The 16,877-nt window shown below is 68.4% G+C and carries 10 protein-coding genes and 1 pseudogene; 5 read left to right on the forward strand and 6 right to left on the reverse strand.

Features of this window, described 5'->3' with window-relative positions; all coding sequences use genetic code 11:
• Positions 1 to 35: 35 nt before the first annotated feature.
• From H566_RS24630 to H566_RS0111580, 4 genes are all read right to left on the reverse strand, one after another.
• On the reverse strand, positions 36 to 2,510 hold the full coding sequence (locus tag H566_RS24630) for an efflux RND transporter permease subunit (protein ID WP_051378670.1): 2,475 nt from the start codon (positions 2,508 to 2,510) through the stop codon (positions 36 to 38).
• Positions 2,507 to 3,688 carry a WD40/YVTN/BNR-like repeat-containing protein gene (locus tag H566_RS24635; RefSeq protein WP_084545012.1) on the reverse strand — a complete coding sequence of 394 codons (1,182 nt, stop codon included), beginning with the start codon at positions 3,686 to 3,688 and terminating at the stop codon, positions 2,507 to 2,509. The genes H566_RS24630 and H566_RS24635 overlap by 4 nt, the downstream gene beginning before the upstream one ends.
• Before the next feature lie 175 nt (positions 3,689 to 3,863).
• Complete coding sequence (locus H566_RS0111575; protein ID WP_028311555.1) at positions 3,864 to 5,210, reverse strand: DUF1329 domain-containing protein; 1,347 nt, start codon at positions 5,208 to 5,210, stop codon at positions 3,864 to 3,866.
• A gap of 25 nt (positions 5,211 to 5,235) precedes the next feature.
• On the reverse strand, positions 5,236 to 6,927 hold the full coding sequence (locus H566_RS0111580; RefSeq protein ID WP_051378671.1) for a DUF1302 domain-containing protein: 1,692 nt from the start codon (positions 6,925 to 6,927) through the stop codon (positions 5,236 to 5,238).
• Between the two features lie 308 nt (positions 6,928 to 7,235).
• Here H566_RS0111580 and H566_RS0111585 point away from each other — a divergent pair, with 308 nt between their 5' ends.
• The gene (locus H566_RS0111585) at positions 7,236 to 8,138 is read left to right on the forward strand and encodes a LysR family transcriptional regulator (RefSeq protein WP_028311557.1); all 903 of its coding nucleotides are present in this window, start codon (positions 7,236 to 7,238) and stop codon (positions 8,136 to 8,138) included.
• Between the two features lie 51 nt (positions 8,139 to 8,189).
• Here H566_RS0111585 and H566_RS0111590 read toward each other — a convergent pair.
• Both H566_RS0111590 and H566_RS0111595 read right to left on the reverse strand, forming a co-directional pair.
• Positions 8,190 to 8,297: pseudogene (locus tag H566_RS0111590) on the reverse strand (PIN domain nuclease); the annotation flags it as partial.
• A gap of 11 nt (positions 8,298 to 8,308) precedes the next feature.
• Positions 8,309 to 8,554: a type II toxin-antitoxin system Phd/YefM family antitoxin gene (locus H566_RS0111595; RefSeq protein WP_028311559.1), complete on the reverse strand. Its 246-nt coding sequence runs from the start codon at positions 8,552 to 8,554 to the stop codon at positions 8,309 to 8,311.
• A 185-nt stretch (positions 8,555 to 8,739) separates the two neighbouring features.
• Between H566_RS0111595 and H566_RS0111600 the strand changes: the two genes are divergently transcribed.
• Genes H566_RS0111600 through H566_RS0111615 form a run of 4 tightly spaced genes read left to right on the forward strand, consistent with a single transcriptional unit; the run spans position 8,740 to position 16,874 of the window.
• Positions 8,740 to 11,238: a type I restriction-modification system subunit M gene (locus H566_RS0111600; RefSeq protein ID WP_028311560.1), complete on the forward strand. Its 2,499-nt coding sequence runs from the start codon at positions 8,740 to 8,742 to the stop codon at positions 11,236 to 11,238.
• On the forward strand, positions 11,231 to 12,502 hold the full coding sequence (locus H566_RS24640) for a restriction endonuclease subunit S (protein ID WP_156924403.1): 1,272 nt from the start codon (positions 11,231 to 11,233) through the stop codon (positions 12,500 to 12,502). Before H566_RS0111600 ends, H566_RS24640 begins: the two co-directional genes overlap by 8 nt.
• On the forward strand, positions 12,499 to 13,557 hold the full coding sequence (locus H566_RS0111610) for a PDDEXK nuclease domain-containing protein (RefSeq protein ID WP_028311561.1): 1,059 nt from the start codon (positions 12,499 to 12,501) through the stop codon (positions 13,555 to 13,557). Before H566_RS24640 ends, H566_RS0111610 begins: the two co-directional genes overlap by 4 nt.
• Positions 13,557 to 16,874, forward strand: coding sequence for a type I restriction endonuclease subunit R (locus H566_RS0111615; protein ID WP_028311562.1), 3,318 nt, complete (start codon positions 13,557 to 13,559; stop codon positions 16,872 to 16,874). Before H566_RS0111610 ends, H566_RS0111615 begins: the two co-directional genes overlap by 1 nt.
• Positions 16,875 to 16,877 lie beyond the last annotated feature (3 nt).

A 16,877-nucleotide genomic window follows, 5' to 3' on the forward strand; every position in this document is an offset into this window, starting at 1 on the left:
CGCCGGCGGCCGCATGCCACCGGCGCCGGACGATTCTAGGGGCTGACCTCGCGCGCAGACGGCGTGAATCCGGCCTCGCCGCCCGCCTCGCGCGCCCGCGCCGCCGGACGGTCGGACACGAGCAGGAAACGGCCGAGCGCCGGCAGCAGGATGAGCGCGCCCAGCATGTTCCACACGAACATGAAGGCGAGCAGCAGCCCCATGTCGGCCTGGAACTTGATGGGCGACCAGGCCCAGGTCACGACCGCGATGCCGAGCGTGATGCCCGTCAGCACCACGACCTTGCCGGTGAACAGCAGCGCCCGGTAATAGGCCTGCGACAGCGTCTGCCCGGCGCGCAGGCAGGCGAGCGTCACGCTCAGCACGTACAGCGCGTAGTCCACGCCGATGCCCACACCGAGCGCGATGACGGGCAGCGTCGCGACCTTCACGCCGATGCCAAGGGCCACCATCAGCGCCTCGCACAGCACCGACGTGAGCATGAGCGGCAGCACCGCGCACACCACCGCGCGCCACGAACGGAAGGTGATGAAGGCGAGCACCGTGACCGCCGCGTACACGAGCAGCAGCATCTGCACGTTGGCGCGCTTGACGACGATGTTGGTCGCGGCCTCGATGCCCGCGTTGCCCGCCGCCGGCAGGAAGCGGATGTCGTCCGCGTCATGCTCGGCCGCGAAGCGCTCGACCGTGCGCACCACGCTGTCGAGCGTGTCGGCCTTGTGGTCGGCGAGCCAGGCGTACACGGTAAGCAGGTCGCAGCGCTGGTTGAACATCTCGCGCGGCGCCCGCGTGACGATCGAGTTGAGCAGGTCTTGCGTGCGCGGGATCTCGTACCACTTGAGGCTGCCCTCGTTCATGCCGGTGGACGCACGCTTGGCCAGCGCCGCGAGCGAGCTGGTCGCGACCACGCCGGGCAGTTGCTGAAGCTCGTCCTCCAGCGCATCGACGCGGGCGAGCGTCGAATAGCTCGCGCAGCCGAATTCGGGCGTCTTCACCATCACGACGAAGGTGTCGCTGCTGGCGCCGAAGTTCTTCACCATGAAGGCGTTGTCGCGGTTGTAGCGCGAGTCGGGCCGCAGCTCGGGCGCGCCGGGGTCGGTGTCGCCGATGCGCAGATGCGTGCTCACCGCGAAGCCGGCCGCGCCCATCGCGAGCGCCGCGCCGATCGCCACGCGCGCCCAGCGCGGCCGCGTGAAATGGTCGAGGAAGGCCCAGAACGGATGGCGCGCCTGGGCGCCGCTGCTGTCGCCGTCGGCGCCGCCGGCCTGCTCGGCGCGCAGGCTGCGCGCGGCGGCGCTCGCGCTCACGCCGGTGTAGCTGAGCAGGATCGGCAGCAGCACAAGGTTGGTGAAGATCAGCCCCGCGACGCCGAGGCTGGCGGTGACGGCCAGGTCCTGGATGACGCGGATGTCGATCACCATCAGCACGGCAAAGCCCACCGCATCGGCGAGCAGCGCCGTCAGCCCCGCGAGGAAGAGCCGGCGGAAGGTGTAGCGCGCCGCGACGAGCCGGTGCGTGCCGCGCCCGATGTCCTGCATGATCCCGTTCATCTTCTGGGCGCCATGGCTCATGCCGATGGCGAACACCAGGAAGGGCACGAGCACCGAGTACGGGTCGAGCGCATAGCCGAGCGTCGGCAGCAGCCCGAGCAGCCACACCACGGCCACCAGCGAGCACACCACCACGAGCACCGTGCTGCGCACGCAGCGCGTGTACCACCAGAGCACGGCGGTGCAGATGGCGATCGCCATCGCGAAGAACAGCATCACCTGCTTCAGCCCGTCGATCAGGTCGCCGACCACCTTGGCGAAGCCGGTGATGTGGATCGTCACGCCCTCGGCCTCGTACTTCGCGCGCAGCTCCTCCAGCCTGAGCGAGAGCGCGTGGTAGTCCACCGGCTTGCCGGTCTCGGCCACGGTGTCCTGCAAGGGCAGCAGCACAATGCTGGAGCGGAAGTCGGGCGCGACGAGCATGCCGATCTCGCCCGAGCGCTCGACGTTGAGGCGCACCTGTTCCAGCGCGCGCGCCGAGCCGTCGTAGTCGTCGGGGATGACGGGGCCGCCGTCGAGGCCGTCCTCGGTCACGCCGGTCCAGCGCACGGCGGGCGCCCAGAGCGATTTCATGTAGGGGCGATCGACGCCCGGATACAGAAACACCTCGTCGCTGATGCGGCGCACGGTGTCGAGATAGGCGCGGTCGAAGATGCCGGCCTCGCCCTTCGCCTCCACCGCGATGCGCAGCGTGTTGCCGAGGCCCGCGAGCTGGTCCTTGTTGGCGAGCCAGTTGGCGATGTAGGGATGGCGCGTCGGGATCATCTTCTCGAACGCGGCCTGGAGTTCGAGATGGCGCGCCTGCCAGCCGAGCAGCGCGGTGACGAGCGCGCACAGCAGCACGACGATGTGCCGGTGGTTGAACAGCGCGCGCTCGACGATCGAGCCCGAGCGCTGGTCGAAATCCGCGAGGTCGGCGATGACAGGCTCGGCGGCGGTGGAACTGGGGGCGTGACTCATGGCTGGGCCTTGGCTGCGGGAGAAGTGGCGGAGGCGGCCGTGGCGGGCACCGCCCCGCTGGCCGAGACCGACGCCGAGGCGGGCGCCGCCCCGTCGGCCGACGCCGCGAGCCGCGCGAGGCCGCGGACGCCCGACAGCACGAGGCTGCCGTCGCCGGCCTGCACGGCGCCGGTGAAGGCGAAGGGCCTCTCGACGGGCCGGGGCGCGAAGCTGGCGCCGCCGTCATGGCTGGCGAGCACGCGGCCGGTTTCGTCGGCGAGCACGAGGCTGCCGTCGGCGAGGCGGGCGCCGGCGCTCACGGTGACGGGCTGGCCGAGGTCGATGCGGGTCCAGCTCGCGCCGTCGTCGGTGCTGCGCAGTACCGTGCCGCGCAAGCCGTAGAGCAGCAGCGCGCCACCCTCGCCGGGCAGCACGCCGAAGAAGCTGCCGGCGTAGGGCGTCTTCACCTCCTCGAAATGCGCGCCGCCGTCGGTCGAGCGGAACAGCGCGCCCTGCTCGCCCGCGACCAGCACGCGGTCGCCGTCGAACACCACGTCGTACAGATGCTTGCCGAGCTTGTTGGGCAGGCGGGCGCGGATCGAGTGCCAGCTGCGGCCGCCGTCATCGGTGGCGAGCGCGAGGCCGAAGGCGCCGACGGCGATGCCTCGTTGCGCGTCGGCAAACGCGACGTCGAGCAGCGGCTTGTCGGGGCCTTCGTCGGCGAGATGGCGGGCGTCGCTGAGGGCGCGGGCGTCGCCGCTGGCCTCGGCGGCGGCGATCTCGATCGCGCCGATCTGGCGGCCGTCGAGCTGGCGCGTCCAGTGCTCGCCGCCGTCGGCAGTGGCGAGGATGACGCCGCCGTGGCCGACGGCCCAGCCGGCCTGCGGCGTGGGGAATGCAAGCGCTGTCAGCGCGACGCTGACGGGCGCGGGCGCCTGGCGCCAGTGCGCGCCGTTGTCGTCTGACAGCAGCAGCGTGCCGCGCTCGCCGGCCGCGACGAGGCGCGAGCCGGCGCGCGCGATGCCGATGAGCACGGCGCCCTCGGCGCGCGGGCTGAGGCGCGCGGGGCGGTCGAGCAGGTCGGTGGCGGGCGTGGACGGCGACGAGGCAGCGAGCACGGCCGCGCCGCTCAGCGCCGCTAGCGCCAGCGACAAGGCGAGCGCCGCCCTGCCCGGCCGGACCGGAAGGAATCTGTTCATGTCGGAACCCCGTTGCGGGAAAAGACGCGCGGGCGGTCGGCCCGCGCGGGAAACAAGCGCCATGCGCGCACCACCCTTCGTGGCAATGCCCTGGCGCCCGGGGAGACAAACCCCTTCGGCGGCAGCCGCCGACCCGCGCGCGCGCATGGCGCGCACCGGCCCGCGCCGCCTGCGATCAGCGCGCGTTGTCCGCCGCGACCGCGTCACCCGTGTAGTAGGACTCGGGCTTGCGCGGCACGACGCGGTAGTTCTCTTCGTTGAGGAACTGCACCGCGCTCAGCGTGCCGGCCTGGAGGTTGAACACCGCCGCCGGCTTGACCGACACCGCGGGCACGGCCGGCACCACGAAGGGCAGCATCTGCGTCGTGCGCCAGAGCTTGCCCTCGGCGTCATAGCCGTCGGCCAGCAGCAGTACCCAGCTGTCCTCGTCGAAGTAGTAGCGGCGCTTGGGCACCGCATGCCGCTTGCCGGGCGCGACCGTCGCCTCGACCACCCACACGCGGTGCAGCTCCCAGCGCAGCTTGTCGGGGTTGAGGTGATGCTTGGCGAAGAGCTGGTCCACCTTGGCGGTGACGATCGCGTTGGTGTTGTACGGAACGTAGAGCTCCTTCTTGCCGACCAGCTTCCATTCATAGCGGTCGGGCGCGCCGAAGATGCCCATCACTTCGTCGAAGTAGTTGGCGCCCGAGGCGACGAAGTCCGGCGTGTCATAGCCCACCGTGGGCGCGCGGCGCACGCGGCGCTGGCCGACGAGGTATTGCCAGGCCTGGCGCGGCTCGCTCGCGTCGATGCTGTCGTGGATGACGAGCGATTCGCCGGCCTTGAACGGCGGCTCCGTCGTGTTGAAGCGTTGCAGGAAGTACTTGCCGTTCCATTTCTCGGGCGAGCCGTCCTTGTAGTAGTACGGAAAGTTCCAGCCCTCGTCGTTGCGCGTGGCGAGCGCGCGCGAGCCGTCGGCCGACACGACGATGTTCTTGAAGCCGTGCTCCACCGCCTCGCTCTCGATGCGCAGCATGTAGTTCCAGTACAGCTCGATGCCTTCCTTCGGGATCGGGAAGGGCACGCCGCCGTGGCAGCCCTCGATCGACAGACCGCCGGCCTTCGTCTTGCAACGGCTTGCATTGGCGAAGGTGTTGGCGATGACGTAGTCGGGCGCGGTGGCGGTGCGGTGCGTCGGGAACACGTCGACGCGGAAGCTGTCGGGGTACTTCTGCATCAGCGCCTTCGTGCCGTCGCTCAAGCGGTCGCCGTACTGGGCGGCGTTCTTCGCGCTGATCTGCGCGACGGGCTTCTCGTCGGCGAAGGGCGCGGCGGGGATGTCGCCCACCTTCGGGCCGGTGTAGCCCTTGAGGCCGGCGCCGTCCCAGGCGGGGATGCTGCCGTCGGCATTGGCGGCCTTCTCGCCGCCGAGCGGCGTGAGCGTGGTCTTGAGCTTGGCGGCCTCGTCGGCCGGGACGGCGGAATGCGCGGGCAGCGCGAAGGCGGCGCAGATCGCGGCCGCCGCAAGGGTGCGGTTGTTCATGCTGATGTCTCCTCGGGGCGGTGGGTCAGAAGCTGCGCTGGAGCCAGAGGCTCACGGTGTCGCGGTCGCGGTAGTACTGGCGGTAGCTCGCCATGAGGCCCCTGGCCGCGTCGTCGGTGGTGGGCGCGGCGCCCGCGCTGCCGTAGTAGTGCGTGGCCTGGAGGCCGAAGCGCCAGAGCTTCTGGTACTCGAAGTTGAAGCCGACGCTCAGGTCGCCCGCATGCTCCGGAAAAAGCTGGAACACGGCCGAGCGCCCGGCGATGCCGTAGCCGATGCCGATCGGTACCTGGAGGTCGAGCTGGGGCAGAACCTGGAAGTACTCGGGCTGGAACACGACGCGCGCGCCGAAATGGTCGCGGGTGTGGGTGGCGTTGAGCGCGCCACCGGGCGTGACCGGGCTGGTCGGGTTGTGCGTGACCGACATCAGATGGTTCCAGGCCAGCTCGCCCACCACGCTTGCGCCCTGCCACAGCGCGCTGGCCGGGAAGACGCTGATCGCGCTCACGTTGGCATGCAGCGTGTTGCCGAGGGCGTAGGGCGCGTTGTTGCTGTTGTTGGCATTGGGATCGACCGTGACCACGAGGTCGCCGAGCGGCGCGAGCGGCGTGCGCCGGCGCACCGACACTTCGCCCGCGACATTGGTCTCGCCCACGAGCGTCGAGGCGCTCAGGCCGTAGGTCTGGATGCCCTTCTGGTAGTACAGCGCGTAGCTGCCGCCGTTGAAGGCGCCCGGGTCGGCCGCGTTGAGCACCGGGATCGGCGACTTCTCGTGATAGCGCGCGGCGTACACGCCGAACTCGGTGTCGCTGCCCGGCAGCCTGAACTTGATGCGCCCGCCGAACTGGCCGGTATTGCTGCCGCGCCGGTCGCCCGTGCGGTTGGCCGCGCCGCCGGCGGGCGTGAGCAGCAGGTCGGCGCCGTCGCCGACGAAATCGGCCGGGCTGTAATAGCTGCCCGTCGCCGGCAGGCGCAGCGGCCGCCACTGGAACTGGTAGTAGGCGCCGACCGAGACGTTCTCGTTGAGCGACAGGTTGGACGACAGCTGCCCGACCGGCAGCGCGACTTCCTTGAACTGCGCATTCGGCTGCGAGAAGGCGCGGATCAGGTCCACCGGCCCCTGCGCATAAGCGATGCCGTTCGCGCCGAGAAACAGCGTCTCGCCATAGAGCTGGGTGTGACGGCCGGCGCGCACGCTCAGCTTCTGCTCCTCGCCGAGGTTGGTGCTGCCGTAGACGAAGGCATCGGAGACTTCCGCGTACTTGCCCATGAGCCGCTTCGTCTCGGGCGTGAAGACGTTGTTGCGGCCGCCTTGCAGCGCCGAGATCGTGTTGGGCGTCGCGCCCGCGAAGTCGTTGCCGTCGCGCTGATAGACGTTGTCGTACCAGGCCACGCCCGACAGCCGCGCGCCCATGCCCTTCCAGGCGACGTCAACTTCCGACAACCAGTCGATGCGGTTGTTGATGAGGCCACGGTCGAAGGCGAGGTCGCCCGCGTCCACGTTCGGGTTCGCGGCCGACGCCGCCACCTTCTGGTCGGGCGAGCCGACGCGCCAGCCGGCGCTGTACTTGAAGGTGTTGTCCCAGCGCAGCTTGATGTCGGGATTGCCGGTGTCGATCGTCGCGGCGCGGGTGGCGGGCGCGGCGGCGAGCAGCGCTGCGGCGATCGCAAGCGCGCAGGCGCGCGGGCGCCCCGGCGCCAGGTGGCGGCCAGTCGTCATTCCTGTCTCCTCTCGGTACTTTGTGGTCGTCGCCATGAAGGCGACGCGCCGCGCTCGCTGCCGGATCGACCCTCGTTGCGGGGCGCTCGGCACGGGCGGCAGGCATACGCTAAGGAGGCCGCCGCCATAGCGTCCAATACCGTTTCCGGCCAAACCCGATACCTGCGGCGCATGACAAGGCGATACGCTGCGCGCATCACGCAGGCAGCAGCCCTTGCGCCGCGCGCATCGCGGGCGCCGGCCGCGCGCCCTTGCCGGGCCGCGCCGAGGGCAAACACCGACGCCGCGCCGCCACAGCCGAAAGAGCCATGGAACTCCGCCACATCAAGTATTTCATCGCCGTCGCGCGCGAACTCAACATCGGCCGCGCCGCCGCCCGGCTGCACATCTCGCAGCCGCCGCTCACGCGCCAGATCCAGCAGCTTGAAGAGGAATTGGGCGTGCAGCTTTTCGTGCGCACGCCCAAGGGCGTCGAGCTGACCCAGGCCGGCAAGCTGATGCTGGCCGAGGCCGAGAACATCCAGACCGTCGTGAGCCAGACGGTGGACCGCGTTCAGCGCGCGGCCAAGGGCCATCTCGGGCGGCTCGACATCGCGGTGTTCGGCTCGGGCGTGCTGCTGCTCATCCCGCGCGTGCTGCTCGCGTTCCGTACCGCGCATCCGGGCGTGACGATGGCGGTGCACACGATGGGCAAGGCCGAGCAGATCGAGGCGCTGCGCCAGCGGCGCATCACGGTCGGCTTCAACCGCCTGCTCGCGCCCGAGCCGGACATCGCGTCGGAGCTGTTCGCGATCGAGCCGGTGATGGTGGCCATCAACGCGCTCGATCCGCTGGCCGCGCAGGAGGAGATCGCCATCCGCGACCTGGTCGGCAAGCCGCTGGTCATGTACCCGAGCACCGGCCGGCCCAACTTCGTGGACAAGGTGCATCAACTGTTCGCGGCCGAGCGGCTGTCACCGACGGTCGCGCACGAGGTGGGCGACGCGGTGACGGCGGTGGCCTTCGTGGCGAGCGGGCTGGGCGCCTGCCTGGTGGCGGAATCGGCCACGGCGCTGGCGCTGCCGTCGGTGGTGTACCGGCGGCTCAGGACGAAGAAGCCGGCAACGATCGACCTGAGCTGCATCTACCGGCATGACGATGCGTCGCCGATTCTGGAGGCGTTTCTGGAGGTGATGCGGGGGTGCAGGAGCGTGGGGGTGGAGGCGGGGTGAGGGCGGAGCGGGCTTGCGCGGGCCGTCGGTGCCGCCGGATGCGGCGGCGGGTCAGACGAGGATGACGGTGTCGCTGTAGCGCGCGACCGTGGCGTCATGCGTGAGCAGGCGCATCGGCTCGACAAGGGCCTGGGCGACGATGAGGCGGTCGAAGGGGTCGAGCAGCAGGTTCACGGCGCGGCGCCGACGAACAGGCGGGCGACTTCGTCGTTGTGCTCGTCGATCGAATCGGGGATGTCGAAGCGTCCCTTGGCGACGCCGATGCGTGGACCGGGCGCTGGCTCGTCGATCGGCACCAGCTTCGCGGCCGGACGACCGTTGCGCACGATGACGATCTCCCGCTTGCGGCCCTGCTCGATGTCGTCAATAAGGCGGGAGAGCGTGGTCTCGGCCTGGAGCAGGTTGATGACAGGCATGGCGGCGGGAGCAGGGTTGCGGACCGGGCAAATCTAGCGCTCCTGGCACCGGAGTTGGTCGGATCAACCAAGTCAAAAGGCCGGACGGCAACCACCCCGGCCGATGCGGTTTAATTCGCCCCCGCCCGCGACCGGCCCCGAACGGCCCGTCCGGCAGTACGCATGCCCCTGCCTGAAATCCACCGATGCCCCTGACCCTGCCCCAGCTGGAGCGCCATCTGTTCAAAGCCGCCGACATCCTGCGCGGCAAGATGGATGCCTCCGAATTCAAGGAATACATCTTCGGAATGCTGTTCCTCAAGCGCTGCTCCGACGTGTTCGAGCAGCGGCGCGAGGAGGTGATTCGACTTGAGCGCGAAGCCGGAAAGAGCGAGGTCGATGCTTTTACCTCGGCCTGCAACCCGCGCTGGTACAAGCGCGAAGGCTCGTTCTGGGTGCCGCCGCAATCGCGCTACCAAACCCTGCTTGACGATGCCCACCACAACGTCGGCGACTGGCTCAACAAGGCGCTCGCCGGCATCGAGACGGCCAACACCAGCCTGAACGACGTGCTTGAGCACATCGATTTCACGCGCAAGGTCGGCCAGAGCAAGATCCCCGACATCAAGCTGCGCCAGCTCATCACCCACTTCGGCGCCTACCGGCTGCGCAACGAAGATTTCGAGTTCCCCGACCTGCTCGGCGCCGCCTACGAGTACCTGATCGGCGAATTCGCCGACTCGGCCGGCAAGAAGGGCGGCGAGTTCTACACGCCGCGCTCGGTCGTGCGGATGATGGTGCGGCTGCTCAAGCCCACGCTCGCCCACGACATCTACGACCCCTGCTGCGGCTCCGGCGGCATGCTCATCGCGGCCAAGGAATACATCGACGAGCACGGCGAGGACGGCCGCAAGGCCAGCCTGTTCGGCCAGGAGTTCAACGGCACGGTGTGGTCCATCGCCAAGATGAACATGCTGCTGCACGGCATCGGCACCGCCGACCTCCAGAACGACGACACCCTGGCCGAGCCGCTGCATGTGGAAGGCGGCGAGCTGAAGCGCTTCGACCGCGTGCTCACCAATCCGCCGTTCTCCATCAACTGGGGCAACACCGAGAAGAACGCCGACGGCACGCCCGCTTGGGCGCCGAAGTTTCCGGAGCGCTTCCGTTTCGGCCAGGTGCCGCTCGGCGCCAAGAAGGCCGACCTGATGTTCCTGCAGCACATGCTGGCCGTCACGCGCGACGGCGGCATGGTCGCGACCGTCATGCCGCATGGCGTGCTGTTCCGCGGCGGCGATGAAAAGGACATCCGCGCCGGCATCATCGAGGCCGACCTGCTCGAAGCGGTGATCGGCGTCGCGCCCAACCTGTTCTACGGCACCGGCATTCCGGCCTGCATCCTGGTGCTGCGCCAGCAGGTGCAGAACGGCGCCCACCGCGTCAGCGGCAAGCCCGCCGCGCGCCAGGGCAAGGTGCTGTTCATCAACGCCGACCGCGAGTTCTTCGAAGGCCGCGCGCAGAACCATCTGCTGCCCGAGCACATCGAGAAGATCGTCACCACCTTCGACGACTTCCGCGCCATCCCGGGCTTCTCGGCCATCGTCGAGAACGACGCGCTCAAGGCCAACGACTTCAACCTCAACATCCGCCGCTACGCCGACAACGCCCCGCCGCCCGAGCCGCATGACGTGCGCGCGCATCTGGTGGGCGGCGTGCCCAAGGCCGAGGTGGCCGACAAGGCCGCGCTGTTCCAGGCCCACGGCCTGAACCCGCTCGACCTGTTTACCGAGCGCGACGCCGGCTACTACGACTTCAGGCCCGAGCTGGCTGCGCGGCGCGATCTCAAGCCCGCCATCGAAGGCAACGCCGGGCTGGTTGCCAAGGAAGCCGCGATCCGCGCCGCCTTCGAGCAGTGGTGGCGGGCGCACCGCGATCGCATCACTGGGCTGGCCGGGCAGACCGACAACCCGGCCAGCCTCGTCACCCTGCGCGCCGACCTGCTCGCGAGCTTCAGCGCCTCGCTCGACGCCATCGGCCTGCTCGACCCCTTTCAGGTGCGCGGCATCGTCGCGGGCTTCTGGTATCAGACCAAATACGACTTCCTCACGCTGATGGCGCGCGGCGCCAAGGGCGTGGCCGACGCCTGGCGCACCAGCATCGTCACCGCGCTGGAAGACAAGGCCAGCAAGGAAAGCCCGCTGGAGCACAAGCTCGTGAAGCTGCTCATGAGCGGCTTCGTCGAGGCCATCAACGAGCTGGAAGCGAAGAAGGCCGAGTTGGACAGCCAGATCAAGGCCGCGAGCCCGAAGGACGCCGAGGGCGAGGACGGCGAAGCCGCCGAGCCGGCGGAGGACGACGTCGACGACGAGAACGCGGTGGACGAAGCCCGGCTCAAGGCGTGGAAGCAGGAGCTTGCGGCCGTCAAGAAGCAGCTCAAGGCGAAGAAGGACAGCTTCGCGGCGCACATCAACGCCGCCGTCGATGGCCTGTCGGCCGAGCAGGCCGCCGAGCTGCTGCTGACCATCCTGCACGACGACATGCGCGCCATCGTCGAGCGCCACATCGCCGCGCAGCGCAAGGCGGTGGTCGCCGCGTTCGAGAACTGGTGGGACAAGTACCGGGTGACGCTGACGGAGATCGAAGGTCGGCGGGATGAGGCGGCGCGGGTGTTGCGGGGATTCTTGAAGGGGTTGGGATATGTCTGACAGCGAAGGAACAGGCTACCGGGTACTTGCCAATCTGGTGTCGCCTGTCGATGCCAAGATCACTGTTCGCAAGGACATCACGCGACCCTATGTCGGGCTGGAGAACATTCCTTCGCATGGTGCTCATTTGACGGGGTGGTCACTCGCCAGCTCGTCCATCAGCACCAATTCAATCTTTGAGGCTGGTGACGTACTGTTCGGCAAGCTCCGACCGAACCTGCGCAAATGCGTTGTTGCTCCTTTTGATGGCTACTGCTCGACCGACATCCTTGTATTGCGTGCGAATACAGGCGTGGATCCAGGATTTGCCGGCAAGGTATTGAGGACCGAGCAAGTCGGCGCGGCGGCCGAGATGACATCCGTCGGTACAAAAATGCCGCGCACGTCTTGGAAGCATCTGAGCCAGATTGAGGTCTTCTGCCCCGGTCTTACTGAACAGTCGAGGATCGCCCAAGTCCTCGACACCCTCGACACCGCCATCCACGAAACTCAGGCGATCATCGCCAAGCTCAAGGCTGTCAAGCAGGGCCTGCTGCACGACCTGCTGACGCGCGGCATCGACGCCAATGGCGAATTGCGTCCGCCTCAGGCCGAGGCGCCGCATCTCTACAAAGAGTCGCCGTTGGGGTGGATTCCGAGGGAATGGGAAGTCTCCACGCTTGAAGCTGTGTCCGCTACCGTCACCAGCGGCTCACGCGACTGGGCGCGGTTCTATGCCGATAGCGGTTCGCTGTTCGTACGTATCGGCAATCTCACGCGAGAGCACATCAACTTTCGCTTCGACTCCTGCATGTATGTCCGCCCGCCACGGAATGCCGATGGTCAACGGACAAGACTCGAGCCGGGTGACATCCTGTTTTCGATCACCGCCGATTTGGGAATTGTCGGTGTCGTTCCCGTCGATATGGGCGAGGCGTACATCAATCAGCACGTTGCTCTCGTACGTCCGAGCCCAAGTGCGGTCAATCCGCGTTTCGTGGGCCACTATCTGGCCGGTCCGGTGGCTCAGGCGTATGTCAGCAAATTGAACGATGCGGGTGCGAAAGCGGGCTTGAATCTGCCAACCGTTCGCGGACTGCTGACCGTGCGGCCAGTGAGGATGGAACAAGACTTTGCTGCCGAACGGCTGGACGAGATCGACAACCGCATCCAGATCGCCATAACGGAGTCGGCAAAGCAGCGCGAACTCAAGACCGCCCTCATGGACGACCTCCTCACCGGTCGCGTCCGCGTCACACCTCTGCTCGAAGGCGCCGCCCCATGACCGACCGCCCGGCCTCGCTCACACCCGCGCCCGCCGACTACACCGACTGGCTCGCCGAGCTGAAGACCCGCATCGACGACGCCCGGCAGAGCGCCGCGCTCGCGGTGAACCGCGAGCTGGTGCTGCTGTATTGGCAGATCGGCCACGACATCCTCGCGCGGCAGGGCCGAGAGGGCTGGGGCGCAAGGGTGGTGGACCGGCTCGCGCATGACCTGCGCACGGCCTTTCCGGACATGAAGGGCTTTTCGCCGCGCAACCTCAAGTACATGCGCGCCTTCGCCGAGGCCTGGCCCGATGGCCAATTTGTGCAAGCGGTGCTTGCACGATTGCCCTGGTATCACCAGCTGGCCCTGCTGGACAAGCTCGACGACGAGCCGGCCCGGCGCTGGTATGCCGCCAAGGCCATCGAGCACAACTGGTCGCGCAACGTGCTGGTGATGCAGATCGAGACCGACGCGCGCGGTCGCTCGGGTCAGGCGGTCACCAACTTCGTCGAGCGCCTGCCCGCGCCGCTGTCGGACCTCGCGCGCGAGTCGCTGAAGGACCCCTACCGCTTCGACTTCCTCGGCCTGCACGACGATGCCCAAGAGCGCGCCGTGGAGGGCGCGCTGGTGCGGCATGTGACGCAGTTTCTGCTGGAGCTGGGCGCGGGCTTCGCCTTCGTGGGCCGGCAGGTGCTGCTGGACGTGGGCGGCGACGAGTTCTTCATCGACCTGCTTTTCTATCACCTCAAGCTGCGCTGCTACGTGGTGATCGAACTCAAGGGCGGCAAGTTCAAGCCCGAGCACCTGGGCCAGCTCGGCTTCTATCTCACCGCCGTGGACCGCCAGATCAAGAGCGAACACGACAACCCCACCCTCGGCCTGCTGCTGTGCAAGAGCAAGAACAAGGTGGTGGCCGAGTACGCGCTGGGCGACAAGACGCAGCCTATGGGCATCGCCGAATACAAGCTGCTCGAATCGCTCCCGGCCGAGTTGCAGACCGGGCTGCCGAGCATCGAGCAGATCGAGCGGGAGCTGCGCGCCCTGCCCGACGACATGCAAGAGGAAGACTGATGAGCCCCGAACTCGAACACGTCGAGAAGCCCTTCATCGCCCAGTTGCGGGCGCTGGGCTGGACGCATGTCGAGGGCAGTCTGGACGACCCGGCCGTCACCGGCCGCGCCAGCTTTGCCGAAGTGATCCAGGAAAGCGTGCTGCGCGAGCGCCTGCGCGCCCTCAACCCCGGCCCGGACGGCCAGCCCTGGCTCGACGATGCGCGGCTGTCGGAGGCCGTGGCGGCCATCACCCGGCTCGGCGCGCACAAGCTGATGGAGACCAACCAGAAGGCCACCGCGCTGCTCATCGACGGGCTGACGGTCGAGGGGCTGCCCGGCTGGGACGGCGGGCGCGGCCAGACGATCCGTTACATCGACTGGGGCGCGCCGGCCAGCAACCGCTTTACCGTCGTCAACCAGTACCGCGTCGATTGCCCGCCCGGCTTCAACAGCGCCAAGCAGTTCATCGTGCCCGACCTGGTGCTGCTGGTGAACGGCCTGCCGCTGGTGGTGGTGGAGTGCAAGAGCCCGTCCATTCCCGAGCCGCTGGCCGAGGCGGTGGACCAGCTGCGCCGCTACGGCAACCAGCGCAAGGCTGCCTCCGAGGTCGCCGACAACGAGGGCAACGAGGCGCTGTTCGCCACCAACCAGCTGCTGGTGGCCAGCTGCTTCGACGAGGCGCGGGTAGGTTGCGTGGGCGGGGCCTTCGAGCACTACGCGCAATGGAAGACGGTGGTGGGGCCGGACGGTGGCGGCAGCGAGATCGAGGTGGCCCAGGCACTGGGCAAGCCCGGCCTGTCGGAGCAGGAGCGGCTGATCGCCGGGCTGCTGGCGCCGGCCCATCTGCTGGATGTGGTGCGGAACTTCGTGCTGTTCATGCAGGCGGGTGGCCAGACCTTCAAGTCGGTCTGCCGCTACCAGCAATACCGGGCCGTCAACCGCGCGATCGCGCGGCTCAAGAGCGGCAAGACGCGCCTCCAGCACGGCGAGCATGACGAACGCGGCGGCATCGTCTGGCACACGCAAGGCTCGGGCAAGAGCCTGACGATGGTGTTCCTGGTGCGGAAGATGCGCGCGGATGCGCGGCTGCGGCGCTTCAAGATCATCGTCGTCACCGACCGCAAGGATCTGCAAAGACAGCTTTCCGTGACCGCCGCACTCACGGGCGAGGTGGTGGAGGTGGCGGACAGCACGGCCGGCGTGAAAGCGATTGCACGGCGCAAGGGGCCGGGGCTGGTCTTTGCCACCATCCAGAAGTACCGCGACACCGACACGGCCGGCGACGCACCGCTGACGGCGGGCGACCTGCCGAAGGTTGCAGAGCCAAAAGCCGCCTACAAGGCCGGCGAGAAGTTCGAGGTGCTCAACGACGACGACAGCATCCTCGTGCTGGTGGACGAGGCCCACCGCACCCAGGCGGGCGATCTGCACGCCAGCCTGCTGGCCGGACTGCCCAACTGCGCGCGCATCGGCTTTACCGGCACGCCGATCATCATGGGCGAGAAGAAGCGCACCCATGAAATCTTCGGCGAGTTCATCGACCGCTACACCATCAGGGAAGCCGAGGCCGACGGCGCCACGGTGCCGGTGCTGTACGAGGGCCGCACCGCCAATGGCGCGATCAAGGACGGCGCCAGCCTGGACGAGCTGTTCGAGGACCTGTTCCGCCAGCACACGCCGGAGGAACTGGAGGCCATCAAGCGCAAGTACGCGACCAAGGGCCACATCTTCGACGCGCCGGCGCTCATCGCCGACAAGGCGCGCGACATCCTGCGCCACTACGTCACCCACATCCTGCCCAACGGCTACAAGGCGCAGGTGGTGGCCTACAGCCGGCTCGCGGCAATCCGCTACTTCGAGGCGCTGAAGGCCGCGCGCGACGAGCTGCTGGCCGAGGCCGAGGCCCTGAGCCCGCAGGACAAGGCGCTGGACGACGAAGCCCTGTGCCAGCGGCCGCCGCGCGCGCAGGCGGCGGTGCAGGCCTGGCGCTACCGCGAGGTCATCGCGCGCATCGAGTTCGCGCCGATCATCTCCGGCAGCAACAACGACGATCCGGCTTGGAAGACCTGGACCGACGGCGCGGCGCACGAACAGCTGATCAAGCGCTTCAAGAAGCCGCTGTTCCATGCCGACGCCACCCGCGCCGATCCGCTCGCCTTCCTGCTGGTGAAGTCGATGCTGCTCACCGGCTTCGACGCGCCGATCGAGGGCGTGATGTACCTCGACCGGCCAATCCGCGAGGCCGAGCTGTTGCAGGCCATCGCCCGCGTCAACCGCACCGGCCACGGCAAGCGCTGCGGCATCGTGGTCGACTACTACGGCGTGGCCAGGCACCTGAAGGAAGCGCTGGCCGCCTATGCCGACGAGGACGTGGAAGGCGCGCTGGCCAGCCTGAAGGACGAGGTGCCGGTGCTGCGCGACCGGCATCTGCGCGTGGTGGACCTGTTCCGGCAGCGCGGCATCGAGTCGCTCGACGATGTCGAGGCCTGCGTGGACGTGCTGGGCAGCGAAAGGCTGCGGGCCGAGTTCGCGGTCAAGCTCAAGGCTTTTCTGGCGTCGCTGGACACGGTGCTGCCGCGCCCGGAAGGGCTGCCCTACTCCGGCGACGCGAAGCGGCTGGCCTACATCCACGCACGGGCGCGCAACCGCTACAAGGACACGCCGGTGCTCGGCAAGGACGTCGGCGCCAAGGTGCGCAAGCTGATCGACGAGCATGTGATCTCGCTGGGCATCGATCCGAAGATCCCGCCGATCCAGCTGACCGACGCCGACTTCGACGCGCATGTGGGCCGCGCGGCCGGCGACCGCGCCAAGGCATCCGAGATGGAGCATGCGATCCGCTCGCACATCCGCCGGCATGCCGACGAGGACCCGGTGCTGTACCGCAAGCTCTCGGAGCGGCTGAACGACATCCTCAAGACGCTCGGCGCGCAGTGGGACGAGATCGTCGCCCAACTACACAAGATCATCGATGAGCTGCGCAGCGGCCAGGCCGGCGCGGCCGAGGCGTCCGGCGATCTGCCCGAGCATTGCGAGCCTTTCCTGCGCACGGTGCTGGACGTGATCAGCGCCGGGCAGGCGCCGACACCGGCCGAATTGCTGCGCCTGAAGGACGTGACCGTCGAACTGGTGGAACTGCTCGTGCAGGAGTTGCAGGGCAACCGGGGCATCTGGAACCCGAGCAAGCGGGCCGATCAGGAGAGCCTGAACGGGCAGCTGTTCGAGCATCTGATGCGGCTGCGCCCGCCGCTGGTAGATGCCGACAAGGCCGGCGTGCTGGCCGACAAGCTCATGGAGCAGGCCCGCGCCAGCCACGACAAGCTGGTGCAGGTGTGAACC

Source organism: Derxia gummosa DSM 723 (genome assembly GCF_000482785.1).
GTDB lineage: Bacteria > Pseudomonadota > Gammaproteobacteria > Burkholderiales > Burkholderiaceae_E > Derxia > Derxia gummosa.

What these genes read in the sequence shown, in the direction of transcription:
- H566_RS24630 (WP_051378670.1), bottom strand. Translation starts at nt 2,510, where the DNA reads ATGAGTCACGCCCCCAGTTCCACCGCCGCCGAGCCTGTCATCGCCGAC.
- H566_RS24635 (WP_084545012.1), bottom strand. Translation starts at nt 3,688, where the DNA reads ATGAACAGATTCCTTCCGGTCCGGCCGGGCAGGGCGGCGCTCGCCTTG.
- H566_RS0111575 (WP_028311555.1), bottom strand. Translation starts at nt 5,210, where the DNA reads ATGAACAACCGCACCCTTGCGGCGGCCGCGATCTGCGCCGCCTTCGCG.
- H566_RS0111580 (WP_051378671.1), bottom strand. Translation starts at nt 6,927, where the DNA reads ATGACGACTGGCCGCCACCTGGCGCCGGGGCGCCCGCGCGCCTGCGCG.
- H566_RS0111585 (WP_028311557.1), top strand. Translation starts at nt 7,236, where the DNA reads ATGGAACTCCGCCACATCAAGTATTTCATCGCCGTCGCGCGCGAACTC.
- H566_RS0111595 (WP_028311559.1), bottom strand. Translation starts at nt 8,554, where the DNA reads ATGCCTGTCATCAACCTGCTCCAGGCCGAGACCACGCTCTCCCGCCTT.
- H566_RS0111600 (WP_028311560.1), top strand. Translation starts at nt 8,740, where the DNA reads ATGCCCCTGACCCTGCCCCAGCTGGAGCGCCATCTGTTCAAAGCCGCC.
- H566_RS24640 (WP_156924403.1), top strand. Translation starts at nt 11,231, where the DNA reads ATGTCTGACAGCGAAGGAACAGGCTACCGGGTACTTGCCAATCTGGTG.
- H566_RS0111610 (WP_028311561.1), top strand. Translation starts at nt 12,499, where the DNA reads ATGACCGACCGCCCGGCCTCGCTCACACCCGCGCCCGCCGACTACACC.
- H566_RS0111615 (WP_028311562.1), top strand. Translation starts at nt 13,557, where the DNA reads ATGAGCCCCGAACTCGAACACGTCGAGAAGCCCTTCATCGCCCAGTTG.